Origin of the sequence: Acinetobacter sp. ANC 5045 (assembly GCF_004331005.1) — a bacterium.
Taxonomy (GTDB): domain Bacteria; phylum Pseudomonadota; class Gammaproteobacteria; order Pseudomonadales; family Moraxellaceae; genus Acinetobacter; species Acinetobacter towneri.
Map to the genome: position 1 here is coordinate 1 of NZ_SJNS01000022.1, position 23,947 is coordinate 23,947.

Below are 23,947 nucleotides of genomic sequence, written 5' to 3' on the forward strand. Positions count from 1 at the left end.
CGCACCGTCCATCTGAGCAGCACCAGTGATCATGTTTTTAACATAGTCGGCGTGGCCTGGGCAGTCTACGTGCGCGTAGTGACGAGTTGGAGAATCGTATTCTACGTGAGAAGTATTAATTGTAATACCACGTGCTTTTTCTTCTGGTGCAGAGTCGATAGCAGCGTAATCTTTCGCTTCACCACCAAACTTACGTGCACATACTGTAGCAATCGCAGCTGTTAAAGTTGTTTTACCATGGTCAACGTGACCGATTGTGCCCACGTTAACGTGTGGCTTATTACGTTCGAACTTAGCCTTAGCCATGAGATCTTCCTTTTTAAAACAACTCATGGAGGATCACTCCATGAGCATTAGGTTTTTTAACTATGAATTAGTTTGCGCTTATAGTAATCGAAAGATTACTCGTCGTCACCTTTTTTACCACCAGACTGGAATTTAGCAATGATGCCATCTGCCACGTTACGTGGAGTTTCAGCATATTTAGCAAATTCCATAGAGTAAGTCGCACGACCTTGAGACATAGAACGCATGTGTGTTGCGTAACCAAACATCTCTGCAAGTGGAACTTCTGCACGAATTGCTTTAGTACCACCAGGTAAGTCGTCCATACCTTGAACCATACCACGACGACGGTTTAAGTCACCCATGATATCGCCCATGTAGTCTTCTGGAGTTTCTACTTCAACTTTCATGATTGGCTCAAGAAGAACAGGATCTGCTTTCATGAAACCGTCACGGAATGCGTAAGAACCCGCCATTTTGAACGATAATTCGTCAGAGTCGACATCGTGGTAAGAACCGTCGAATAATGTCGCTTTAATGCCTACAACTGGGTAACCAGCCAAGACACCATTCTTCATACGTTCTTGGATACCTTTGTCTACTGCACCGAAGAATTCTTTAGGTACTACACCACCTACAACTTCTTCAGCGAATTCGTAGTCTTTACCAGCTTCAGGATCAAGCGGCTCTAAACGTACGAATACGTGACCGAATTTACCTTTACCACCAGTTTGACGTACGAATTTACCTTCTTGCTCAATCGTCTTTTTGATCGTTTCGCGGTATGCAACCATTGGTTTACCAATGTTCGCTTCTACGTTGAATTCACGCTTCATACGGTCAACGATGATGTCAAGGTGAAGCTCGCCCATACCCGCAATGATCGTTTGACCAGATTCTTCGTCTGTACGAACGCGGAATGATGGATCTTCTTTCGCCAAGCGACCTAAAGCAACTGACATTTTTTCTTGGTCAGCTTTAGTTTTAGGTTCAACAGCCAATGCAATTACTGGCTCTGGGAATTCCATACGCTCTAGTGTAATTACGTGGTTTTCGTCACATAATGTATCACCAGTGGTTGTATCTTTAAGACCTACACACGCTGCGATGTCACCTGCACGAATTTCTTCGATGTCGTGACGGTCATTTGCGTGCATCTGTACGATACGACCAATACGCTCACGCTTCATTTTCACTGGGTTATAAACCGGGCTACCCGCTTTAAGAACACCAGAGTAAACACGTACGAACGTTAAGTTACCAACGAATTTGTCGTTCATGATTTTGAACGCTAACGCTGCGAAAGGAGCTTCGTCAGACGCTTCACGAGAACCTTCAGTTTCGTCTTTGTCGTCTAAGATACCTTTGATCGCTTCAACGTCAGTTGGTGCAGGTAAGAATTCAATTACTGCGTCCAACATACGTTGAACACCTTTGTTTTTGAATGCAGAACCACACATTGCAGGTTGAATTTCACCCGCTAATGTACGTTGACGTAAACCAGCAACGATTTCTTCTTTAGAAAGTTCGCCATTTTCTAGGTACTTGTCCATGAGTTCTTCTGATGCTTCTGCAGCAGCTTCAACCATGTTCGTACGCCATTCTTCAGCAGTTGCTTGAAGGTCAGCTGGAATCTCACCGTATTCAAACTTCATACCTTGTGAAGCTTCATCCCAGATGATTGACTTCATTTCGATTAAGTCAACAACACCTGTGAATGTGTCTTCTGCACCCACTGGAACAACGATAGGCACTGGGTTTGCACCCAAGCGAGTTTTCATTTGTTCAACAACGCGGAAGAAGTTTGCACCTGTACGGTCCATTTTGTTCACGAACGCTAAACGAGGTACTTTATATTTGTTTGCTTGACGCCATACAGTTTCAGACTGAGGTTGTACACCACCTACAGCACAGTAAACCATACATGCACCGTCAAGAACACGCATAGAACGCTCAACTTCAATTGTGAAGTCAACGTGTCCTGGGGTGTCAATTACGTTAATACGGTGTTGGTCAAACTGGTTACCCATACCTTTCCAGAAGCATGTTACAGCTGCTGAGGTAATAGTAATACCACGTTCTTGCTCTTGTTCCATCCAGTCAGTTGTTGCTGAACCTTCGTGAGTTTCACCAAGTTTGTGACTTTCACCTGTATAGAACAAAATACGTTCTGAAGTTGTTGTTTTACCCGCATCGATGTGCGCAGAGATACCAATGTTACGGTAACGAGAAATTGGGGTTTGACGTGCCATGATTTCTAGCATTCCTAAATTTTGTTGTTTAAAACAGGACGCTTTAAGCTGCCTAGCAACTTAAAGCGATTTGATGACAATTCAGTGACAACCGATTCATCACCCTCCTGATTAGGGCCTGTTTTATCCGCTTAGAAACGGTAGTGAGAGAAGGCTTTGTTGGCTTCAGCCATACGGTGCACATCTTCACGTTTTTTGATCGCTGCGCCTTTACCTTCAGATGCATCAAGCAACTCGCCAGCAAGACGTAACGCCATAGTTTTTTCAGAACGCTTAGCAGCAGCATCTACCAACCAACGCATCGCTAAAGCAGTACGACGGGATGGGCGTACTTCCATAGGAACTTGATAAGTAGCACCACCAACACGGCGTGCTTTTACTTCGACCATTGGACGAACTTTTTCAAGCGTAGCTTCAAAAAATTCAACTGGGTCTACTTTAGATTTTTCTTGAACGCGGTCTAAAGCACCGTAAACGATACTTTCAGCAATAGATTTTTTACCATCTTGCATTACGTGGTTCATGAATTTAGCGATTGTTTGGCTGCTGAATTTAGGATCCGGAAGGATTTCACGAGCAGCGACTACGCGACGTCTTGGCATTTTAAACTACCTATAAATATGACACTTCAGGGTGATCCAGCCGTAGCACAAAGTGTCGTGTGCATTTCGCTGGCCTTACTACACGTCGCTTGAATTTCACAAAATTAAATGCAGAAATCAGACAAGCGAGACGATAAAGGATTGCAGTTCTACGAACTAAGAGTTTAATCTTTAAAAGATTATTTCTTAGGACGTTTAGCACCGTATTTAGAACGTGACTGGTTACGATCTTTCACGCCAGCACAGTCTAAAGAACCACGAACGGTATGGTAACGTACACCTGGTAAGTCTTTAACACGACCACCACGGATAAGAACAACACTGTGCTCTTGTAGGTTGTGACCTTCACCACCGATGTAGCTAGAAACTTCAAAACCTGAAGTTAAGCGAACACGGCAAACTTTACGCATTGCTGAGTTAGGTTTTTTAGGTGTAGTTGTGTAAACACGTGTACAAACACCACGACGTTGTGGACAAGCCTTCAACGCAGGAACTTTTGATTTTTCAACCAAAGTCGTACGACCCTTACGGATCAACTGATTTGTTGTTGCCATGTGGCAATTCTCCCGTTAATAAAAAGCCCCAAAAACATACTACTTTTTGAGGGCATGCAATTGTAAGCGAAGATAGAAAAATGGTCAATATTTCATAGGCAGTTAAAATACCAACCAAATTTCTACTTATCACTTGTTTTTATTCAGCTTTTGGCTTGCGAGCACTTGTACGAGTTCTCGGCTTTTTTGTAACCTGCTTTGCAGTTTCTTTGCTTGATGTTACTGGATTTTCCGAAACAGTTTCAGCCACTTGAGTTGAATCTTCCACTGGCTCCAAAGCATCTTCCAGCCTATATTCATCAATTTCTTCTGCAGGTACAGCAGGTTTTTGCGGTGCAACTTCAGCATGTGGCTCTAGCATTTGATCTGCCAATTCTTCTAGACCTTGCTGAATATTTTCATCGAGTTGTGCTGCAGTTGTTTCCACTTTGTTCGATTTTTTCTGCACTTTTACCGTTCTGATACTTTCATGGTCTGATACGGTTTGCAGCAAAGCATCTGACGGCGCAGATTCTGCTCTCTCTTGCCCCTCTACTAATGCATCTTGCTCTGCATGTTTGGCTTCATTGCCCTTCAACTGCTCTAAGAGTTTAGGCGCAGCCTGTGCCAGCAATTCCAACGATTTTTCATACGCATGAATGGCAGATAAATTGCTGTCTTTATGCTGAATTAAATAGCTACGGGCATTGGAAAATACTTGCTGTGCCTTGTGATGCACATCTTCCACCAATTTCCAGCTATATACTGCACTCACCGATGCGGTTGCTACAGGCGTGAGTTTATTCAACATGGAAAACTTAGGTACATGATTCAACCACGGCCATTTGACTTGACCTTGCTCATTCAAGAAGTATTTCTTTAATGCCTCATAATCATTGCTTGAACCGAGCATATTTTGTAATTGATGCACATCATGAGTTTGCAGCATATTGGATAAGGTTTTTAGCCCCATCAGTACCGCTTGCTTTTCTGCAATGACGCCTAAATCAATTTGTTTAAAAATAAACTGAACAATTTCTTGCTCGGTGTCTTTGTTCAGTTCAAAACCGTATGCACGTCCCACCTGATAAATGGTACGCAAAGACATCACAATAGATGCAGGCACATCAATAGTTGAACCGATTACTCCTGTTGCACCTGTCAATGCGCCTTGCAGTGATGCAATCCATTTATTTTGTTCTGCGAGTGCCTGACTAATTCGTTTAGAACGATCTACATCTTGAGTCAATTCTTCTAAATCGCGTACGCCAGCCTGATCAAGCACATCATCAACAGAGCTGATATTGGAAGTAAAACTATTCAACTGATCAAATAGGTAATCTGAAATTTTGTCGGAAAAATCGGGCGACACAAAACTCGCCACCTGATTGACGCGGTTATAGTGACGACCTAAAAGCTGACGTGAAACTTGAGGCACATGCTGTCTGAGCATGTGTTGAGGATTGTCATATTGACGCGCTTGAAAAGCACTAAAGCTACGTGCCTGACCTTCAATAATTTGCCCTGATTTTGCACTGTGCTCATCCTTCGCTACAGTACCCGGTGCAACTTGCTGCAATACATGGATGCCTGTACTGCTGAGCTTTTTAGCCACCCCAATCGCATTCGAGAAGAATCCGCTTGATTGTTTATTCTTGGAATCTGACATTCTTACTCCTCATTTTTAATTTCTATGATTTATGGGTAGATACTAGGTGTAGTCTAAGTTTATCTCAATATGATTGTGTATCTTTTGGTTGGCTTCCTGCATCTCATTTACCGCTTCGCTGCGGTTTGATCTTCCCTGCAAAGTGGCATCATATTTGCCATAAGAATTCAAAATTCTTTCTGCTATTATGAACGCAATTGTAAGACATGAGTCATACCGTATCAGCGATTGCTTGGCAGTCACGGTGTTCGGCTCAACATTATCACCATAAAAGGGATCTGTAGATGAAACGTGTTGTAATCACCGGCATGGGCATTAACTCGTGCATTGGTAATACTTTAGAAGCTGTGACTCATTCTTTACAAAACGGTATTTCTGGGACACGTTCCAACCCAACTTATGCTGAACTTAATTTCAAAAGCCACGTAAGTGCAGCAGCAGAACAAAACTTTAACCACATTGACCGTAAATTAAAACGCTTTATGGGCGTGTGTGCGATGTACGCTTACAACGCTGCAGTAGATGCCATTGAACATGCGGGCTTAAAGCAAGAAGATTTAGCAGGCAACCCACGTTACGGTATCGCGGGTGGTTCAGGCGGTAACTCAACTGCATCTGTTGCAGAAATGATTGAGCTACTTGAAGAAAAAGGCGCACGTAAAATTGGCCCGTTCTTCGTACCACGTAACATGTCGAACACCATTACGGCAAACTTGGGTGTTGCGTTCAAATTACAAGGTATCGCGCACTCAATTACCAGTGCATGCGCAACTTCTGCCGATGCAATTGGTTATGCCTACAACCTAATTCAATTGGGTAAACAAGATTTAATGCTTGCAGGTGGCGGTGAAGAAGATCACTGGTCACAAAGCTTATTGTTTGATGCGATGGGTGCTTTGTGTTCTAAATACAACGACACACCAGAAACAGCATCTCGTCCGTACTCTGCAGACCGTGATGGTTTCGTCATTGCAGGTGGTGGTGGTTTCGTGGTTCTTGAATCACTTGAACACGCACAAGCACGTGGTGCAAATATTTTAGCTGAAGTGGTTGCGTATGCTGCAAACTCTGACGGTGCAGACATGGTTGCACCAAGCGGTGAAGGTGCAACACGTTGTATCTTGATGGCTTTAGACGAAGCGAAACAACACGGTGTAGACGCAATTGACTATGTGAACACACATGGTACTTCTACCCCTGCGGGCGATGTAACAGAATTAAAAGCCATGGAACGTGCATTTGGCGAAGGTCAAGTTCCTGCACTTAGCTCAACGAAGTCAATGACAGGTCACAGCTTGGGCGCCGCTGGTGTTCAAGAAGCAATTTACTCTGTCTTGATGATGCAAAACGACTTTATCGCACCAAACATCAACGTTACTGAACTAGATGAAGGCGCAAAACCATTTGATATCGTACTTGAAAAACGTGACACAAAATTGAATACTGTGATGAGTAACAGTTTCGGTTTTGGCGGTGTAAATGCCTGCCTTATTTTCAAGAAGTGGGATGAATAATCTCCATAGGATGATCGATGGATGCACCTTCTGATGCTTTTTTATGGGTAAAAGCATTACATATTATTGCTGTGGTTTGTTGGTTCGCTGCATTGTTCTACCTACCACGTTTATATGTTTACCATGCCATGAGTGAAGATACGCTGAGCCATCAGCGTTTCGAAATCATGGAGCGCAAGTTGTACCGAGGGATTATGTGGCCATCTATGATTGCCACCCTCATTACGGCACACTTTTTGGTAGATTGGGGTGATGCCACCCGCAATTACCACGATGCGTTATGGTTTTACCTGAAAGTTGCATTGGTGGGTTTATTAGTGATTTATCACTTGGTTTGTGGCTACTACCGTCAGAAATTGATTGGTAATGCACATTACAAATCACATAAGTTTTGGCGATTCTTCAATGAAATGCCAACAGTTTTGTTACTGGCAATTGTGATTTTAGTGGTGGTTAAGCCGCAATTCTAAGCGTTAAACCGCAACATCTAGATACGTCCAACTTAACTCAATTCCAATTGAGTTAGAAAAAACCTCAGCTCTATATGAACTGAGGTTTTTTTATTGACTCCAGCCTTATTTATTTTTGATAGATTGGATTGCGTGATAAGACTTAAACCCTAAGGCTTCTGCTTGTTTCTGCTGAGATTGAGGAATAGTCACGATGGCAATTCGTCCATCTGCCCCACCACAGACTTGTGCATACATTCTTCCATCTGAACCCACACGAGCCTGATATACCTGAATCTGTGCCTGCTGCAAACGTTGGCTAATCTCAGCAACAGTTAAACCAGAGTCAGGCTCACACTGACGATGTTGCAATGATGTGTACATTTCGACCTGTGCTACGGACTGTGTAGGTGTGGGTATGCTATTTACACATGCCGTCAAGAACACTGAAACTGCTACAAAAGTCATCGATTGACTAAATACCTTCATCACATACCCTCTTTCAATATTAAAATTAAATATTCAAATTAAATATTGAAGCACGATCTTTGCAATAACACTGCGCTAGAAATGCAAACAGATGTAAGCATCTCGCTCATCAAGATAACTGTTCAAGCACCGACAAAATTTGCGCAAAACACTGAATTCTATGTTTTGGTGCAGCCAAGTCTAACTCCTGAGCCGAACCATAGCCGTATTCGACTGCAACACAATCGACTCCATTGGCTCGTGCACCAAAAATATCGTGTTCACGATCTCCAATCATTAAACATTGTTCAGGTTGCAATTGTTCTTGCTGCAAAATATAGGCAATTAAATCCGCTTTATTGGTACGCTCACCATTTAGTTCGCTACCGTAGGGATATTCAAAATATTGCAATAAATCGAAGTGATCTAAAATTTGGCGTGCATAAATTTCAGGTTTGGCTGTTGCTAAAAACAGTCGATAGCCTTGCTGTTTTAAATCTGCCAATGTTGCAGCAACATCTTCAAAGACATGATTTTCAAATAAGCCTGTTGCAGCAAAACGCTCTCGATAGCCTGCTAAGGCTTGCTCTGCCAATACGTCATGCACATCTACATGAAGTAATTTTGCCAAAGAGGCTTTTAAGGGCGGCCCGATAATCCAATCAATATTTTCCGTATCTGCAATAGGATGTCCAACCTTAGCCAAACCATAACGCGCAGAAGCGGTAATGCCCTCTTTCGGGTCGGTCAGCGTGCCATCTAAATCAATTAAAAGGTTCTTTATCACAATGTCAGCCTATGTGCCTAAATGACTATCGAGTGTTACTCCAAAGTTGCCTATACTAACGTAAATAGAAGCAATTAAGGATATGTGTGTGCGACCAACAGTACTATGTTTTTCTGGTTTAGACCCTTCGGGTGGCGCTGGTTTACAGGCTGATATTGAAGCCGTTGGCAATAGCGGTGCACATGCAGCGATTGCCTGCACAGCACTGACCATTCAAAACTCTCAGCAAGTATTTGGCTTTGAAGCAACGTCTAAAGAATTGTTATTGGCGCAAGCCAATGCGGTGGTGAATGATTTGCCCATTAAAGTTGTAAAGTCGGGCATGTTGGGCACCACTGACAATATTGCAGCGCTGGCAGATTTTTTACGTGCACATCCTGATTATTTATATGTGCTTGACCCTGTTTTGGTTGCCAATAGTGGTGGTTCTTTAGGTAATCAAGCGACTTTGGTTCAGGCATTTGTCGAGTTGATTCCACTGGCGACTTTAATCACGCCAAATACTGTGGAATTACGTGCCTTAACGGGTGAAGATGATTTAGAACGCGCAACAGCTAAATTATTTGCAATGGGCGCGCAGGCCGTTTTGGTCAAAGGTGGGCATGAAGATACCCCTGATCATATTCGTAATGCACTGTATATTAACAATGAAATGGTTTCAGAAACCCGCTGTCCACGGCTTGAAGGTGAATATCACGGTTCAGGCTGTTCATTGGCGAGCTTTATTGCAGGGCGCTTGGCAATGGGAGATCAACTGAAACAAGCGGTACAACATGCTGAAACTTGGTTGTTTGGTGTGCTTAAATATGCGGAAACGCCTGTACCGAACGGACAGAAAATTCCGAAAAGGTTTTAGTGCTTATCGTTCAACTCCTTCAAACCCTGATCACCTTGTATCAGGGTTTTTCATTGCAACTTTTTAACGTTCGTGCCGTTGTTTCAAATTTTCGACATGTTGACGATTGGTTTTCCAAGACTTATCAAGTAGTTCTTTTTCAATTCTCAGCTGAATACGTTTCAGTTTCATCGGTGAAATGACTTCATGCCGAAAACCTTTGACATACTCAACCCATGCACTGCCTTTAAAAACATTGTTGGGCAAAGAGGTCTTAAACTCACAGTCTGGCATAAATACAATCACAGAATGCAGATATTCAGGCTCGACAATATCGCTCAATACTGATTCCAAAACTTTTATATGCTTATAGTTCTGATAGACAGGATTTTGAAACTTGTAGGTCTTTTTATAAATTTTTTGTGTCCATACTTTTTGGCGTTCTCCACCAAAAATCCAGCCTTTATAGTTTTTTGTTTCAATCACAAAAACCCCAAAAGGACTCAATAAAATATGATCTATTTGAGTTGTTCCTGCGAACTCATCAGGCAAAGTTACATCATTCAACAAGATATAACGTTCATCTAAATACAACTTCACATGCGTACTTACTGCGAGTTCCCCCACCTTTCCCTTTAGAAAAGGTTTGAAAATTTTGATCAGCCCTACACCTGCAACAAGCAGAATAAGCCACCAAAACTGCAACAATAATGTTTTTAACATTTCCCCTGCTCTATTTTATTTTGATCAAAATTGTTGTTGAATCTCAGTCATTTAAACTTTTGAAGTTGAAGATTCTAACTTTAACAAAATCGCTTTATTATCCAACCCGCCTGCAAAGCCCACCAATTTTCCACTTGCACCCACCACCCGATGACACGGTGCAATAATCGAAATTGGATTTTTGCCATTTGCCGCCCCTACGGCACGCATCGCATTCTCACTACCAACTTGTTCGGCAATTTGCTTATAACTACGAGTTTCCCCAAAAGGAATGCTTAATAACGCCTGCCAGACTTTCTTCTGAAATTCAGTGCCTTCAAAATCAAGAGGCACATCAAATTGCTGACGCTGACCTGCAAAATACTCTTGGAGTTGCTGCTGAGTTTTGAGCAAAATTGGATGATCATCTTGTCGAACTAAACTGGCTAAACGTACCCGTTTATGATCTTCGTTATCCCACATTACCGCAACCAATGCGTGATCGTGAGCCACCAATTTAAGCACGCCTACAGGAGTGTCCATTTCAGTAAATGCCAATTGCATTATTTTTCTCCTCAAGCAGGTTGGGTATCAGGTCATCCTGTTTTTAACTCAAACCGATCTGTTATTGAGCACACACTAAAAGACTGCATTCCAAGTTAGCTGGATGAAATTTTCATAAGCACCAAACCTGAAATAATCAGAACTGCAGCCAACATACGCATAGCACTGGCAGGTTCGCCTAAAACAAAAATACCGACTAAAAATGAACCGACTGCGCCTATACCTGTCCAAATCGTATAAGCCGTGCCTAATGGCAAAGTACGCATGGCATAGGCCAAAAGCGCAAAACTTAAAATCATAAAAAAGATAGTCACGATACTGGGCGTTAATTTACTAAAGCCGTCAGACAACTTCATGGAGTATGCCCAAACCACTTCAAAAATACCCGCCAATATCAACATCATCCAGGCCATAACGCCCTCCTTCAATAGCATGAAATCAGGCCGTCCTGAAGATTTTTCTTGTCGAGTGTTCAGTCACTTTGACTATTTCTAAAAACCCAAACAAGGGAGGTCGTTCCTCCTGTTGCAATTTAAGCCACCGCGCAGCGATGATCCGTCTATTTTAAACTTAAAATTTTGCGCGCACCATTCAATACAAACATGGCCACAACTAAGCCAATAATCAGGTCTGGATAATTCGACCCTGTCAGCATCACCAAACCGCCCGCGATAATCACACCTAAATTCACAATCACATCATTGGCGGAAAAAATATAACTGGCTTGCATGTGGGTTCCACCATCTTTATGCCCTGAAATTAGCCATAAACAGGTGACGTTTGCCAGCAATGCCACAGCACCAATGACCATCATCAACATGGATTCAGGCTCACTGCCTAAGAAGAAACGGCGCAGGACATCAAAGATAACCAGTGCAGCCAAACCCAGTTGTACCCAACCAGACAAATGTGCAGCTTTGAGCTGTTTCTTGGCGGATTGACCCACGACAAATAAAGCCAAACCATACACGGCGGCATCGGCAAACATATCTAAGGAGTCAGCAATTAACCCAGTCGAAGATGCAATTAAACCTGCAATTAATTCCACCAAAAACATAGCGGCATTAATACCAAGCAAGGCATATAGCACTTTTTGTTGTGCAGCGCTGTTAGATACAGGCAGTTCAGTTTGTGTATTGGCTTCAGTCTGTTGCAACACAGCACCCAAACCCAATGCTTCTAATTTATGGGTAATTTCTGTGGCAGATTGGTTGCTGTGATAAACCTTTAAAAGTCGTGCAGGTGAATCAAAAGACAAGGCTGCAATATCATTATGATCTGCCAAAGCAATCCGCACCATTTGTTCTTCTGCGCCACAATCCATTTTAGGAATATGGTATGCACTCACCCACGGACTCAAAAGTTCCGAATCCAAAATTGTTGCTTTATCTGTCTTGGCAGTCGTTGCAGATGTACAGCTATTTTGATCAGCACAGCTTTTTTCTGTATCGCAAGACGAACCACAGCCTGTATCGCCACATGACTTGGAGTGTGTAGGCGCAGTTGCACAAGGCTGGTTTACATTTTTTTGCGTATCACAACCACAGCCAGTATTGTTTAGATTTTGGTTTTCTAAGTTTTTATCTTGATTCGATTGAGGATCTTGAGTTGATGAAGACATACGCCACACCCAAAAATACAATAGGCTCAGTATAAACCAAGCCTATGTATTTAGGGACAATCTATTCTATTTAGAAGCAGCAACGATCCATTGACTTAATCATTGATAAATACCCCTAATCATTAAAACCTGAAACGCAAGCCTATCGCATATAAGCCGCTCTGCTCGGAATCGGTTGCAGACTGCCAAGCAGTGTGTTGATCACCTTTCGTATACTCATAACCTGCACTGATATACGGCATGATGTTCTTGCTGATTTCATAACGCATTTCCACACCCACAGCTGCGCGGTTGAGTCCTGTTTTTTTCGCATATTTGGCATCATCCTGCAGAATAACATCTACATCTAAATAAGGCTGTGCGATCAATTTCTGAGTCAATAACAGATCCCGTGTGGTTTCCAAACTCAAAGCCGCATATTGATCCTCACCCAAATAAAAATAAGCATCGGTTTCAAAAAAATATGGAGCTAAACCATGTAAGCCAAACACAGCGTCAAACTTATCTTCTCGGTCTGTTTGATGCTCTTGCTGATTCACTTCGTGTCGATAACGCATACCTGCTTGCACATCCCAAAAATCTGAAATCATACGACTGTATAACAACTTGGCATCATATTCAGTCGCTTGTGACTCTTGCTTATCGCTATGAATTTTCACAAACAACTTGTTTTCATCAGTTCCGATACGAGTTTGTAATTTAGATTTGAGCACTCCCTCGGCATGATCATTCACTTGCCATTGCGTATCTAAAGTGCTCACCGCGTACACCTGCGCACCATGTTCTTTACGATGATCGTGTGACTGCGACTCTTGCACGGACGAATCGGATTGATGCGATTGATGCGATTGATGCGATTGATGCGATTGATGCGATTGATGCGATTGATGCGATTGATGCGATTGATGCGATTGAGTATCAGCCTGAGCTGCAATTGTTGCAATCTCTGCTGAACTGGCATGTGCACTATGCACCTCTGTCGCTGCTAGCCCAACTGTACTGATGCAGCAGACAGAAATACTTAAAACTGTTTTCGCAAAAAGATTAATGTTGTGCATGTGCTGCTCCTTTTTGCGCTGTCGCTGAAGGGGTTTGAGTGGCTTGAATTGCTGTGGTTGAAAGCGGTTCATTTTCACTCACCTGCGCTACAATCAATTTATTCATCATTCCCACGCTCATGTGATAGAGCAAATGACAATGTATTGCCCATTCACCTAATTCATCTGCAGTAAGCAGTGCAGTTACAGTTTGACCTGGCGGCACAATTAAGGTGTGTTTATTCGGCATTTCTGCTGCCGTTTGACCATTTTCCAACTGCATAAACATGCCATGTAAATGCATTGGATGTGCCATCATGCTGTCATTGATAAATTTAATCCGAATACGCTCACCATATTTCACCTTGAGTGGTGTGGCATCACTAAATTTCTTACCGTTGATTGTCCAGATATAACGCTCCATCGTACCACCTAAACGCACGACCAATTCACTGCTTGGTTCACGTGTATCTGCTTGTGGCTGCAGCGATTTCAAATCTTCATAGTGCAAGGCTTTATGCCCCGCGGGTGTAGAAGCATTTGCCCATCCATATACCACCGCATTTTTGTGTTCTGTTGAAGGCATGCCATGTTGTGTATGCGTATTTTCAGACATTGTTGCATGGTTCATCTTGGAATGATCCATTTCCGACATTACCGCATGATTCATCTTGGAATGATCCATTTCTGACATCGCTACATGGTTCATCTTGGAATGATCCATTTCCGACATCGCTGCATGATTCATCTTGGAATGATCCATCTCCGACATTGCTGCATGGTTCATCTTGGAATGATCCATTTCCGACATCGCTGCATGGTTCATCTTGGAATGATCCATATCCGACATCGCTGCATGGTTCATTTTGGAATGATCCATTTCAGACATCGCTGCATGATTCATTTTTGAGTGATCCATTTCAGACATCGTTGCATGGTTCATCTTGGAATGATCATCGCCTGAATGCTCTGTAGCATGCCCCATATCTTGCATGGTGAGTAAAGCACGCGGGCGCGCTGCAGGGAGCTGTAGATTTGATGTTGCAGAATGAAGTTCACTCTGCAAGCTACCCACAGCAAAACCTGAGCGGTCTATTGATTCCGCTTCAATTTGATAATGCGCTGCTTGAGGTTCAACAATCACATCGTAGGTTTCTGCAGTGCCGATACGAAATTCATCCACAGTAACAGGTTTGACTGGCTGACCATCGGCACTGACCACTGTCATTTTTAAGTTTGGAATCCGCACATCATAAAACGACATGGCAGAGGCATTGATAAAACGTAAACGCACTTTTTCATTTGGCTTAAATACACCTGTCCAGTTCTGTTCAGGTGTCTTGCCATTCATTAAAAAAGTATAGCCTGTGACATCGGAAAGGTCGGTTTTCAGCATGCGCATCTGATTCCACATTTTGCGGTCTGACCATGTGGCTTTTAGCCCATCACGCTGTACTTGACGCCAAACATCACCTAAGGTTTCACGCTGATTTTGATAAAACTCGGCTGAAATTTTTAAATCTTTCTGAATTTGATTGCTAGATTTTTCATGAAAATCTGACAGCATCACCACATAATCACGATCTGTGTATTCATGTGCGTTTACGGCTGGCTTGGCTTTAGGATGAATCACCAAAGAGCCGTATAGACCATCTTGTTCCTGACCTTTGGAATGTGCGTGATACCAATAGGTACCACTTTGACGTACTTTAAATTGATAAACAAAATGTCCTTGTGGCTTAATCCCTTGAAAACCATTAAATCCAGGCACACCATCCATCAAACCGGGCAACAATAAACCATGCCAGTGAATAGATGAGTCCTGATTTTTTAATTGATTATTAACGTGAATTACCGCCTCATCGCCTTCTTCAAATTCGAGTGCAGGCGCGGGAAATTGTCCATTGACTGTAATACGTTGAACAGGTTTTCCCGTGATATTGACCGTTTGTTCTGCAATGGTCAGGTGATATTCCTTGACCGCAGCAAATGCAGAACTCGAACACAATGCACAGACTGTTAAAAACAGCGCAGGCTGATAAAATTTAGACATGACTTAATCCTTAAAATAAAACGTAAAGGTGTTTTGAATTCAGGATTAAGCTTTGGGTGGACGTAAAATTTGCTGCCAATGCCCAAGTAAATGTTGAGCTTGATAAGCAGGCAATAGAATATTGACCGATGTAAGTGCTATAGGTTGAATCAGTTCAGGGACTTGCACATTCAACACACTGTTTAAGCTTTGACAATGCAACTGCGCACAGTCCTGACAATTCGTCTTTGCAGTAGAAAAATCAGCCGAGCCATAACAATCTGCCGTATTTAAATCGGTATCCGTTGCGGATGTGTGCTGACTGAGATGATGGTTGGCATTGGCATCATGCCCAGATAAATGCTGCTTGGTTTCAGGATGCGTTTGCAAAGCTGTCGTATGACAATCTAGTAAAGATGTTACTCCATGCGCTGAGGTTGCAGAATGTCGAATCTCAGACCCTGCTGCCTGATTTGACATCATCCAATCATGTGCAGGTTTTACCGCAGCACTGACAATACCACTCCACCCCATGACAAATGCCATCAGGACAACAAACCACATTCGTTTGTAGGGTTGAGTCAGCACTAAATAAATTCCTGAGTATGAAAGATGCAGACCTGAACTTGCACAAGAATTGAACATTTTTGCCAAGTACAATCCACAATCTACAATGCACTCAATATAATTCAAGCCCCACTTATACACAATATCTTCTGCATTGAAAAACAGAGTGAATCCGTGTGATTTAAAAGCCAACTAAAACAATCAAGTTATATATTAAGCAACTTATTTTTATAATTAACTGAGTAAATACTCAATAAATTCAGTGTATTTAAAATAAACAAAAAGGATTCGATTGAATCCTTTTTATACTTATTTTGTATAAGTCATAAACAATTGATGTACAAATGTTTATAAATTAATCGGCTTATCCATAGTGTTATCAACATAGATATCCATACGGTTATCTACAAAGTTATCCACAGCATAAGCACTTGTGATTGTAGAAATTTATACTTCGACTGCGCCAACTTTTGCCAATTCAGCACGCATTTCATCAATCACCGTTTTATAGTCTGGCTTGCCAAAAATTGCTGAGCCTGCAACAAACATATCTGCGCCCGCTTCTGCAATTTCACGAATATTGGCAGGTCCCACACCACCATCGACTTCTAAACGGATATCACGACCTGAAGCATCAATGATTTGACGTGCCTGACGTAATTTCTCTAAAGTCATTGGAATGAATTTTTGCCCACCAAAACCAGGGTTCACACTCATGAGTAAAATCTGATCAACTTTATCAAGTACATAATCTAAATAATGCAGCGGTGTAGCAGGGTTAAAGACCAAACCCGCTTTTGCCCCACCCGATTTAATCAGTTGCAATGAACGGTCAATATGCTCTGAAGCTTCAGGATGGAACGTGATAATGTCTGCGCCCGCTTCTAGAAAATCACCAATCATGCGGTCTACAGGTTTTACCATTAAGTGCACATCAATTGGTGCAGTAATACCATAGTTTTTCAATGCCTTACATACACCTGCACCGAAAGTTAAATTCGGTACATAGTGATTATCCATCACATCAAAATGCACCACATCGGCACCTGCCTGAAGTACATTTTCCACTTCTTCGCCTAGACGAGCAAAATCTGCAGATAAAATAGACGGCGCAATTAAATAAGGCTTGGACATGGGAGAACCTAGCTGAATATTGGGATTGTGGCGCATTATAGCAAAGACTGCTTGATGTGGTGGATTCTGTTACGATTGGATCATTCAGTTCGATGATTCAGTTGGATCATCCAATTTAATAATTCTATATCCGCAACGCTCTGTTGCAGCATTCCACTGTTCTTTCAGTCTAGCTTTGTTATGGTGAACACCATTACTCATTTGAACAACATGCTGGTTTCAACAGATGATAAACAGTTCTGCCCATATTCAAACAACGCAAGCAAGCCGTATTGCCAAGCGTCTACTCAACCACTGGAAACATAAATTTGACGTTGCAGAAAGCGCAACCCAATACCAAATTATGATGCCAAGTGCCACAATTCTGCTTACACCCCAAACACATGAGCTTGTGGTTAAAATTCAAGTAAAAAATACTGAAACAGATTTAAGTTACCTTGAACAAGTCGTGCTTGATCATTTAAGTCGTATGGGACAAACAGTATTGAGCGCAGTTTGGCAACGCTACTAACTGTTTCATGTTAAGGCGCTAAACGCTGCGTCTGTTCAAAATCCTTAACCGCTTGAATACGTTTTTGTGTTGCAGGATGGCTTTGCAAAAAATCCAAAGGGCTTTTGGCGATGTCTTCACCTGCATCTTCTGCCAAACGCTCCAAAAAATGTGCAAAATGAATGGTTGGAATGCCCTGAGCGTGCATCGTATTTAAAGCATAATGATCTGCTTCAGATTCAAAATTACGTGAATAATTTGCCCCCACGAGCGCCACAGGCAAGGTCGAAACTAAATCTGTACCATCTCCTGTAATCGCGAGCAAAATAATACTAAACCCTAAGCTCGATAAAGCCTGTTGCAAGCTGTGTCGTTCTACCAAATGCCCTTGTTCATGTGCCAACACGCCAATGATTTCCTGATCATTCTCCGCCAATTCCACCAATTCATCGGTCAAAATAATGGTGTTATTCGGAATTGCCAGAGCATTCGCGCCTAAGCGATCACCTTGTCGAAACAGCACTTTGGCAGGTGTATCTCCTGCAATAAGCTGTCGATAATCTGTTAGAATTTTCTGCTGACGCGCTGCGGGCAGTTGGCTTGGCGCTGTCATGTCTAAGATATAACGCTCTGCTTCATCACCAATTTGCTTTAAGGTATTCGCAGGTAACTGAAAAGCAACGTATTTGGATGCACTTGGGATGCCCCATTGCACTGTGGCAAATACCATCAACAATACAAAAACCAGACTAAATACAATTAGGCTTGGCGTACGTTCCAATTTCCAAATAGAATGCTGCACCTGTTTATTTCGCAGTTGAAACCATTCAGGCAAGGCTTCGGAAAATTCAATACGTGCATCGTCTTTAAGTTCAATGACAGGTTGAATTTTACCTAGTGCGCCCACCAACATCATGTCTTGATAATGATAGTGTCGTTGTTGCTGTAAATTTTCACCATAACGAATAAGTACCGACTGAGCATCTATAGGAGAGATTTTGGCAGCCCATGGTTTAGACACTACACCATCATAAAACACCACATCCACGATCTGTGCTGCCATCTTCTTCTCCTAGCTTACAGCGATACATCAATATCAAAAATATCACTGAGTTCTTCTGCAAGTGCGCTATGTTCAGCTTGCAGTTTATTGATCATCAAATCTGGATCATTTTTTAAATGTAGACTTAAAGACTCAACCTGATAGCGATATAAACGAATGGCTGCCCATGGGGTCATTAAACCCAAACTCAGAACTTTCACAATCCAATTGGTCACCACAATCCAAGTATAGTGCCACTGTCCGCAATCGGTCTGAAATTCACTACGACTGATACTGGTATTGTTCCATGTGGTGATAAAAATTCGCGCCGACATTAGTGGCCAAATTAAAAATATCCCCAACAGATAAACCGCTAAAAATAACCAAACCAACTGCGCAGGATTACGACTCAACTGTCCTGCCAAAGTCAACATTATCCCGACAGCAAGCAAAATGCCAAAGAACAAAAAAATAGGCATATACATTGCGCGCATATATGCTGGCCAGTCTGCTTTTAGTTTAAATTTAAGCTGTCCTGCATATAAATGGTCTAGGCAATAACGCTTATACATCCACACCAACACAGGAAAAAATAAGCCCAAAGTAAACAAATTAATTACGATACATTTTAGAAATACCCAATAGGCTTCTTTGTTACTGCCTGAAAAATAAAAACGCGCATTGCCAAATTTACTATTTCGCGCCTTGAAACGGATGGTCGCTCGAATCAACCACGGCACAGCCAAATATAAAGCCACCACGCCAATAACCATGGCTTTGACTGAATAATTGGAAACCACCGAGATCGCAACATAAATTCCAATGGCAATTAAACGTCCCAATAAAATTTTATGTGGGATGCCTGTAAAATCAAAACGACGTTTGATTAATTCGGTATTGCCATAAAAATAGCGCAAACGACGTACTTTTGCCCACGGTGCATACAGCCCAAAGGTCACGATCATCAACAAAATATTGACAATCCAAATACCAAAATACTCTGAGGCACTACCATGAAACTGAAAATGATGAATCCGTCCAAGTAATGGATTCCGTGCGGGTGGCGTCGTAGGCTCCGCTGCAAAAAAGGGGGAAGATGGCATTGCTTGTTGTGGTGAATCCCATTCTGAATTGTGCATGTGATGCCTTATTTATTTTATTGTGCGGTCGTTATTTTACCCAGACACTCAAACCCAAATGAGCAATCTTTCCAAATGGTAAAAAAGCAAGTGTTCACCATTCTAATAAAAAGTGAACAACTTGCCTAGAAAAGTTTAAAAATCAATGCGTAAAATTGAGTACTTGGCTTAGTCCGCTTGCAATTGTACCGCATGGAATTGCAAATGCTGATCTATAAAGCTTTGAATGAAATAATAGCCATGATCATAGCCTGCATGTTCCCGCAAACTCAATTTTTGCCCAACCGCATCGCAAGCTTGCTGAAATAATGCAGGATTGAGCTGACTATAAAATTGATCTTTCAATCCCTGATCAATCAAAATTTCACTGAACAATGCACCTTTGGCCCGCACCAAAGCAGTAGCATCGTGCTGTAACCATACTTGCTGATCTGTACCTAAATAATTCGAAAATGCTTTTTCACCCCACGGACATTGGCTTGGCGCACAAATCGGAGCAAAAGCAGATACGGACTTAAATTTGTCAGGATATTTAAACGCGAGGGTCAATGCACCATGACCGCCCATACTGTGCCCCATGATGCCAAGGTGCTGTGCCTGAATTGGGAACTGTTGCAGTACCAATTGATAAAGCTCATCGGAGACAAACGTTTCCATTTGATAATGTGTCGCCCACGGTGATTGTGTCGCATTGATATAGAAACCTGCACCCTGTCCAATATCCCAATGGTCGCCTTTCGCAACAGCTTCACCACGTGGTGAAGTATCTGGACTAATCAAGATTAATCCCAATTGTGCTGCCATGTGCTGCGCATGTGCTTTAATCGCAAAGGTTTCTTCGTTACACGTTAAACCCGCCAAATAAAATACCGCAGGACACGCCTGCCCCGCCAAAGCTTGTTCTGGTAAAAAAATGCCAAACTGAGTTTCAGTCTGTAAAGCATTTGAATGAAAACGATAAATCCGTTGCTCACCCTCAAAACAGCAGTTGTTCTGAATTAACTCCATCACCCTCTCCTCTTTGGCTTATTGAACAGACTGCGCACTCGATTGAATTTCTGCCGATGTTACAACACTTTTTTGTGGAAACAAACGCTGCTCTAATTGTGGCAGCATTAATTCCATATTTTTACCAATTGCCCATTGTGGCTCTGAAGGTTCAAAACCTTGCGCTTGCTCCCATTTTGCCACGGTCGCTTTGGCTTCATTAAAGGCATTGGCAAAAGAGTTTTGTTCACGCATAGCCTGATCAAAAAAGGCACGGCCAAAATAGGTATAGTCAGCTTCGTTTGAACAGCCAAACGACTCACGATCTGCTGCCGATGCAGTAATCACCAAGGTATTATCATCTTGCAAGGCTGATACAAAGCTACCTGAATAACAGGCTGAAATAACGATCACACGCCAGCGAATACCCGATTTATCCAAAGTATCACGCAGCCATTTCGGATCGACCTGATTTAAGTCGAGTGGCGCATTTTCAATTTCAAAATGATCTTTTAAACCGTGTGAGGTCATATATAAAAACAGCACATCACTTTCACGGTTCATGCGTTGCCCAATACGGCGCAGCGCCAATTCAATACTGGTTTGCGAAGCAATTGGAATTACATTACGGGTCATTGGGTTATTAATGAGCACCATCGAACGTCCAAAAGTGCCAAAACGGGTATCAAACTGTTCACGAATGCGCTCAATTTCAGACATAAATACGTCTTGATAGCTCGCCCCTGCAACCCCTAAGAAGTACCAATGCGATTGGGCAAATTCCCCATATTGAATACTGTCTAAAGCTTTATTCAGTACACGGCTTTGTGCATAAAAAGCTTCTTCGCTTAAACTTGGTGGAACTTCTTCTACTTTCCAAATGGGCTGACTTTTCACTGACATCTGCCAAACCACCAAAGTGAATAAGGTCGCCAAAACAATCAGTGCACGTTCCCACCACGGCCAATGTAGCTCACGTGAAAATACCCACACCACGGCCAAGCTTTGCCAAACAAACAGCACCATAAAAATGGTAGGTAAATAGTCATACAACACATACGGTAAGACATCCATCATGCCCATGTATTGAATCAAGCTTTGTAATAAAGCAACGTGTGTATCTAATACTAACCACAACAAAGCAGGTACTAATAATAAACGCGGGTTATTGACACGCTGAGAAAGAATAATTCCGACAATTAAGGCAATAAAAGGCCACAAAGCATAACTAACCAAACCCTGTGGGTTAAATTCCCCCACTTCTCCCGCCACCAACCAACTGAATAAGGTATTGGCAAGACCGCCTAAAATCCCCCAAAAAATCAGTTGTAAGATAGAAGGTCGAATAATTTGTAAAGAGCGTCGCGAACCCAAAAATAACCAAACACCCGCGGCTTGGTTGCTTTTAAAATCGTGCCAAAAATTAATGGAGGGTTTGAAGTCAATCATAGGATTCTGTTAATCGCTGCTCGCGTTTCCACACTCCAAGTTTATGCTTGTCGTCGTAATTATCAATTGTCAATTTTAACTATATAACAAATCTTTGCGCATTATAGAAGCATTGAACGCCTTGCCACTGCTTTAGTGGTAGAAATCTACCCATTGTTCAAATTTGCTTGGAAATAAGCATCAAATCGGCAAGCATCGCCCTGCCATTGATGTGTAGTTTCCTGCCCCGCCAAAAACACCGCCAAACGTGGACGCTTCACCACAACACGTTTGGCAATTTGCTGTGCTAAGCTTAATAAATGATCACCCAAATCCATTTCACCATCTTCAGGTAACAACAAATGTAATAACTGCATTTGTTTTTTGACTTGAGCCTGCTTTTTCTGCGCCTGTTGATGTTGATCTCGCTGCGGAAACATCGGATCTAAATACACCACATCAACCACTTTACTCTGCGCTATACAGTCACGTAAATAATCTGCTGAATCTGTAAAAACCAATTGGATACGAGCAACAACACTTGCCAAGAAAGGATCATCTGCGGCTTGACGTTTAGCGTCTTCCAACAAAGTAAAAAGAATCGGATGGCGCTCCAATAACGTGACAGAAGCACCCAAATGTGCCATGAGTAAACTGTCATGTCCTAGCCCTGCCGTAGCATCAATCAAACTTGGTTTTTCCGACAAATTACAGGCGCGAGCAATCATTTCCGATTTTAAAGAGGCACGTTTTAACCGCCCAATTTCAGCTTTCCAATCGGGTTGCATTTTCATGCCATGGGCACATAACCACAGCCCTTCAGCATCGACACACAATGCCAATTCAGGGTTCAAACGCAAAAAACGCGCATTGAGTTTTTCTACTGTTTCAATGCGCGTTTGCACGCCTCTAGACAAAAGCACAGCAGAATAATGCTGTGCTTGAGTGAGACACTCGGCTTCGGTATATAAGCGAAGTTCGCTTACCATAGTTTCCAGCCTGTGAATGCGAACAATAAAATGATTAAACCTGAAGCAATACGATACCAAGCAAAAATCATAAAATCTTGCTTAGCCACATACGCCACCAATGCACGGATCAGCAAAAGTGCGGAAACAAAAGAAACGATGATCCCGAAGCTGAGCACGGTCCAATCTTCGGTGGTTTGGAATACATCATAGCTTTGGTACAAGTCGAGTAATCCTGCGCCAATAATGACAGGAATCCCCAAAAAGAAGGAAAACTCGGTTGCTGCTTTACGCGATACACCCAAGAACATCGCGCCAATAATAGTTGCACCTGAACGCGAAGTCCCCGGAATCAGCGACAATACCTGAATTAGACCAATCCAAATCGCATCTCGATAAGTTAGTTCTTCAACCTCATGGGCACGTACTTGTGGTGGATGTTTTTCAATCCACATAATAATAAAACCGCCAATAATCAAACCAATCGCCACGGCAACATCATTAAAGAGTAATTCTTTTACAGTCTGCCCAAAGGTCAATCCAATCAGAATAATTGGAATAGATGCCATAATCAGACCAAAGCCCAAGCGTCGACCTTTTTCTTCGCCAGTAAACATGCCTGTGGCTGCGCCCCATAGACGTGTCCAGTACTCATATATGACCGCTGCAATTGCTCCCATTTGAATGGCAATCACAAATACATCGCTTTTTTCTTTGGTCCAAAAGTCCATTAGCTCTGCAGCTAGAATCAAATGTCCTGTGCTAGAAATGGGTAGAAATTCGGTAATCCCTTCTACAATACCCATAATTGCCGCTTTGAGCAGCAGTAAAAGATCCATAAA

At 42.3% G+C, this 23,947-nt stretch carries 25 protein-coding genes; 4 read left to right on the forward strand and 21 right to left on the reverse strand.

Features of this window, described 5'->3' with window-relative positions; all coding sequences use genetic code 11:
- From E0H79_RS13320 to E0H79_RS13340, 5 genes are all read right to left on the reverse strand, one after another.
- A partial coding sequence (locus E0H79_RS13320; protein WP_228258797.1) for a GTP-binding protein occupies positions 1 to 306 on the reverse strand: 306 nt, incomplete at its 3' end.
- Positions 307 to 401: 95 nt separating this feature from the next.
- Positions 402 to 2,537, reverse strand: a complete 2,136-nt coding sequence (gene fusA / locus E0H79_RS13325) for an elongation factor G (protein WP_004975278.1) — start codon at positions 2,535 to 2,537, stop codon at positions 402 to 404.
- Between the two features lie 131 nt (positions 2,538 to 2,668).
- The gene (gene rpsG, locus E0H79_RS13330) at positions 2,669 to 3,139 is read right to left on the reverse strand and encodes a 30S ribosomal protein S7 (protein WP_004975277.1); all 471 of its coding nucleotides are present in this window, start codon (positions 3,137 to 3,139) and stop codon (positions 2,669 to 2,671) included.
- A 179-nt stretch (positions 3,140 to 3,318) separates the two neighbouring features.
- On the reverse strand, positions 3,319 to 3,693 hold the full coding sequence (gene rpsL / locus E0H79_RS13335) for a 30S ribosomal protein S12 (RefSeq protein ID WP_000246374.1): 375 nt from the start codon (positions 3,691 to 3,693) through the stop codon (positions 3,319 to 3,321).
- A 139-nt stretch (positions 3,694 to 3,832) separates the two neighbouring features.
- Positions 3,833 to 5,341, reverse strand: a complete 1,509-nt coding sequence (locus E0H79_RS13340; protein WP_131261903.1) for an EcsC family protein — start codon at positions 5,339 to 5,341, stop codon at positions 3,833 to 3,835.
- Positions 5,342 to 5,625: 284 nt separating this feature from the next.
- Here E0H79_RS13340 and E0H79_RS13345 point away from each other — a divergent pair, with 284 nt between their 5' ends.
- Together E0H79_RS13345 and hemJ are read left to right on the forward strand one after the other, a co-directional pair.
- Positions 5,626 to 6,855: a beta-ketoacyl synthase N-terminal-like domain-containing protein gene (locus E0H79_RS13345; RefSeq protein ID WP_131261904.1), complete on the forward strand. Its 1,230-nt coding sequence runs from the start codon at positions 5,626 to 5,628 to the stop codon at positions 6,853 to 6,855.
- A gap of 17 nt (positions 6,856 to 6,872) precedes the next feature.
- Complete coding sequence (gene hemJ, locus E0H79_RS13350) at positions 6,873 to 7,325, forward strand: protoporphyrinogen oxidase HemJ (protein ID WP_004975266.1); 453 nt, start codon at positions 6,873 to 6,875, stop codon at positions 7,323 to 7,325.
- Between the two features lie 105 nt (positions 7,326 to 7,430).
- On the opposite strand, the gene E0H79_RS13355 is transcribed toward hemJ, so the two are convergent.
- Positions 7,431 to 7,793 (reverse strand): hypothetical protein, encoded by a 363-nt coding sequence (locus E0H79_RS13355; protein ID WP_131261905.1) that lies wholly within the window; start codon positions 7,791 to 7,793, stop codon positions 7,431 to 7,433.
- A 109-nt stretch (positions 7,794 to 7,902) separates the two neighbouring features.
- Positions 7,903 to 8,559: an HAD-IA family hydrolase gene (locus E0H79_RS13360; RefSeq protein ID WP_131261906.1), complete on the reverse strand. Its 657-nt coding sequence runs from the start codon at positions 8,557 to 8,559 to the stop codon at positions 7,903 to 7,905.
- A gap of 88 nt (positions 8,560 to 8,647) precedes the next feature.
- Here E0H79_RS13360 and E0H79_RS13365 point away from each other — a divergent pair, with 88 nt between their 5' ends.
- Positions 8,648 to 9,415, forward strand: a complete 768-nt coding sequence (locus E0H79_RS13365) for a hydroxymethylpyrimidine/phosphomethylpyrimidine kinase (protein WP_131261907.1) — start codon at positions 8,648 to 8,650, stop codon at positions 9,413 to 9,415.
- Positions 9,416 to 9,478: 63 nt separating this feature from the next.
- Here the strand turns inward: E0H79_RS13365 and E0H79_RS13370 are convergent, their stop codons facing one another.
- From E0H79_RS13370 to rpe, 8 genes are all read right to left on the reverse strand, one after another.
- Complete coding sequence (locus E0H79_RS13370; protein WP_004975258.1) at positions 9,479 to 10,117, reverse strand: nuclease-related domain-containing protein; 639 nt, start codon at positions 10,115 to 10,117, stop codon at positions 9,479 to 9,481.
- A gap of 51 nt (positions 10,118 to 10,168) precedes the next feature.
- A complete protein-coding gene (locus E0H79_RS13375; RefSeq protein WP_004975257.1) occupies positions 10,169 to 10,660 on the reverse strand; it encodes a methylated-DNA--[protein]-cysteine S-methyltransferase in 492 nt (163 codons plus the stop codon).
- 95 nt (positions 10,661 to 10,755) lie between these two features.
- Positions 10,756 to 11,073 (reverse strand): quaternary ammonium compound efflux SMR transporter SugE, encoded by a 318-nt coding sequence (sugE, locus tag E0H79_RS13380; RefSeq protein ID WP_004975255.1) that lies wholly within the window; start codon positions 11,071 to 11,073, stop codon positions 10,756 to 10,758.
- A 146-nt stretch (positions 11,074 to 11,219) separates the two neighbouring features.
- Positions 11,220 to 12,281, reverse strand: coding sequence for a cation transporter (locus E0H79_RS13385; protein ID WP_104852421.1), 1,062 nt, complete (start codon positions 12,279 to 12,281; stop codon positions 11,220 to 11,222).
- A 122-nt stretch (positions 12,282 to 12,403) separates the two neighbouring features.
- Complete coding sequence (locus E0H79_RS13390) at positions 12,404 to 13,339, reverse strand: copper resistance protein B (RefSeq protein WP_131261908.1); 936 nt, start codon at positions 13,337 to 13,339, stop codon at positions 12,404 to 12,406.
- On the reverse strand, positions 13,326 to 15,371 hold the full coding sequence (locus E0H79_RS13395) for a multicopper oxidase domain-containing protein (RefSeq protein WP_131261909.1): 2,046 nt from the start codon (positions 15,369 to 15,371) through the stop codon (positions 13,326 to 13,328). The genes E0H79_RS13390 and E0H79_RS13395 overlap by 14 nt, the downstream gene beginning before the upstream one ends.
- A 45-nt stretch (positions 15,372 to 15,416) precedes the next feature.
- Positions 15,417 to 15,938, reverse strand: coding sequence for a hypothetical protein (locus E0H79_RS13400; RefSeq protein ID WP_225543581.1), 522 nt, complete (start codon positions 15,936 to 15,938; stop codon positions 15,417 to 15,419).
- A gap of 426 nt (positions 15,939 to 16,364) precedes the next feature.
- Positions 16,365 to 17,051, reverse strand: coding sequence for a ribulose-phosphate 3-epimerase (gene rpe / locus E0H79_RS13405; RefSeq protein ID WP_004975246.1), 687 nt, complete (start codon positions 17,049 to 17,051; stop codon positions 16,365 to 16,367).
- Positions 17,052 to 17,280: 229 nt separating this feature from the next.
- Here rpe and E0H79_RS13410 point away from each other — a divergent pair, with 229 nt between their 5' ends.
- Entirely contained in the window at positions 17,281 to 17,562 is a 282-nt protein-coding gene (locus E0H79_RS13410; protein WP_131261928.1) for a DUF2218 domain-containing protein, read from the forward strand.
- A 10-nt stretch (positions 17,563 to 17,572) separates the two neighbouring features.
- Here the strand turns inward: E0H79_RS13410 and E0H79_RS13415 are convergent, their stop codons facing one another.
- From E0H79_RS13415 to E0H79_RS13440, 6 genes are all read right to left on the reverse strand, one after another.
- Positions 17,573 to 18,604, reverse strand: a complete 1,032-nt coding sequence (locus tag E0H79_RS13415; RefSeq protein WP_131261910.1) for a M48 family metallopeptidase — start codon at positions 18,602 to 18,604, stop codon at positions 17,573 to 17,575.
- A 14-nt stretch (positions 18,605 to 18,618) separates the two neighbouring features.
- On the reverse strand, positions 18,619 to 19,722 hold the full coding sequence (locus E0H79_RS13420; RefSeq protein WP_131261911.1) for a YjgN family protein: 1,104 nt from the start codon (positions 19,720 to 19,722) through the stop codon (positions 18,619 to 18,621).
- Between the two features lie 168 nt (positions 19,723 to 19,890).
- Positions 19,891 to 20,730, reverse strand: a complete 840-nt coding sequence (gene fghA / locus E0H79_RS13425; RefSeq protein WP_131261912.1) for an S-formylglutathione hydrolase — start codon at positions 20,728 to 20,730, stop codon at positions 19,891 to 19,893.
- Between the two features lie 18 nt (positions 20,731 to 20,748).
- A complete protein-coding gene (locus E0H79_RS13430; RefSeq protein WP_131261913.1) occupies positions 20,749 to 22,158 on the reverse strand; it encodes a C13 family peptidase in 1,410 nt (469 codons plus the stop codon).
- A gap of 146 nt (positions 22,159 to 22,304) precedes the next feature.
- Positions 22,305 to 23,126 carry a class I SAM-dependent methyltransferase gene (locus E0H79_RS13435; RefSeq protein ID WP_131261914.1) on the reverse strand — a complete coding sequence of 274 codons (822 nt, stop codon included), beginning with the start codon at positions 23,124 to 23,126 and terminating at the stop codon, positions 22,305 to 22,307.
- Entirely contained in the window at positions 23,120 to 23,944 is an 825-nt protein-coding gene (locus tag E0H79_RS13440; RefSeq protein ID WP_131261915.1) for an undecaprenyl-diphosphate phosphatase, read from the reverse strand. Before E0H79_RS13440 ends, E0H79_RS13435 begins: the two co-directional genes overlap by 7 nt.
- Positions 23,945 to 23,947: the final 3 nt, after the last annotated feature.

Coding starts and splice junctions, on each gene's coding strand:
- E0H79_RS13390 (WP_131261908.1), bottom strand. CDS start 13,339: ATGCACAACATTAATCTTTTTGCGAAAACAGTTTTAAGTATTTCTGTC.
- E0H79_RS13345 (WP_131261904.1), top strand. CDS start 5,626: ATGAAACGTGTTGTAATCACCGGCATGGGCATTAACTCGTGCATTGGT.
- rpsL (WP_000246374.1), bottom strand. CDS start 3,693: ATGGCAACAACAAATCAGTTGATCCGTAAGGGTCGTACGACTTTGGTT.
- fusA (WP_004975278.1), bottom strand. CDS start 2,537: ATGGCACGTCAAACCCCAATTTCTCGTTACCGTAACATTGGTATCTCT.
- E0H79_RS13375 (WP_004975257.1), bottom strand. CDS start 10,660: ATGCAATTGGCATTTACTGAAATGGACACTCCTGTAGGCGTGCTTAAA.
- E0H79_RS13430 (WP_131261913.1), bottom strand. CDS start 22,158: ATGATTGACTTCAAACCCTCCATTAATTTTTGGCACGATTTTAAAAGC.
- E0H79_RS13435 (WP_131261914.1), bottom strand. CDS start 23,126: ATGGTAAGCGAACTTCGCTTATATACCGAAGCCGAGTGTCTCACTCAA.
- fghA (WP_131261912.1), bottom strand. CDS start 20,730: ATGGAGTTAATTCAGAACAACTGCTGTTTTGAGGGTGAGCAACGGATT.
- E0H79_RS13395 (WP_131261909.1), bottom strand. CDS start 15,371: ATGTCTAAATTTTATCAGCCTGCGCTGTTTTTAACAGTCTGTGCATTG.
- E0H79_RS13385 (WP_104852421.1), bottom strand. CDS start 12,281: ATGTCTTCATCAACTCAAGATCCTCAATCGAATCAAGATAAAAACTTA.
- hemJ (WP_004975266.1), top strand. CDS start 6,873: ATGGATGCACCTTCTGATGCTTTTTTATGGGTAAAAGCATTACATATT.
- E0H79_RS13340 (WP_131261903.1), bottom strand. CDS start 5,341: ATGTCAGATTCCAAGAATAAACAATCAAGCGGATTCTTCTCGAATGCG.
- E0H79_RS13440 (WP_131261915.1), bottom strand. CDS start 23,944: ATGGATCTTTTACTGCTGCTCAAAGCGGCAATTATGGGTATTGTAGAA.
- rpsG (WP_004975277.1), bottom strand. CDS start 3,139: ATGCCAAGACGTCGCGTAGTCGCTGCTCGTGAAATCCTTCCGGATCCT.
- E0H79_RS13420 (WP_131261911.1), bottom strand. CDS start 19,722: ATGCACAATTCAGAATGGGATTCACCACAACAAGCAATGCCATCTTCC.
- E0H79_RS13355 (WP_131261905.1), bottom strand. CDS start 7,793: ATGAAGGTATTTAGTCAATCGATGACTTTTGTAGCAGTTTCAGTGTTC.
- sugE (WP_004975255.1), bottom strand. CDS start 11,073: ATGGCCTGGATGATGTTGATATTGGCGGGTATTTTTGAAGTGGTTTGG.
- rpe (WP_004975246.1), bottom strand. CDS start 17,051: ATGTCCAAGCCTTATTTAATTGCGCCGTCTATTTTATCTGCAGATTTT.
- E0H79_RS13415 (WP_131261910.1), bottom strand. CDS start 18,604: ATGGCAGCACAGATCGTGGATGTGGTGTTTTATGATGGTGTAGTGTCT.
- E0H79_RS13370 (WP_004975258.1), bottom strand. CDS start 10,117: ATGTTAAAAACATTATTGTTGCAGTTTTGGTGGCTTATTCTGCTTGTT.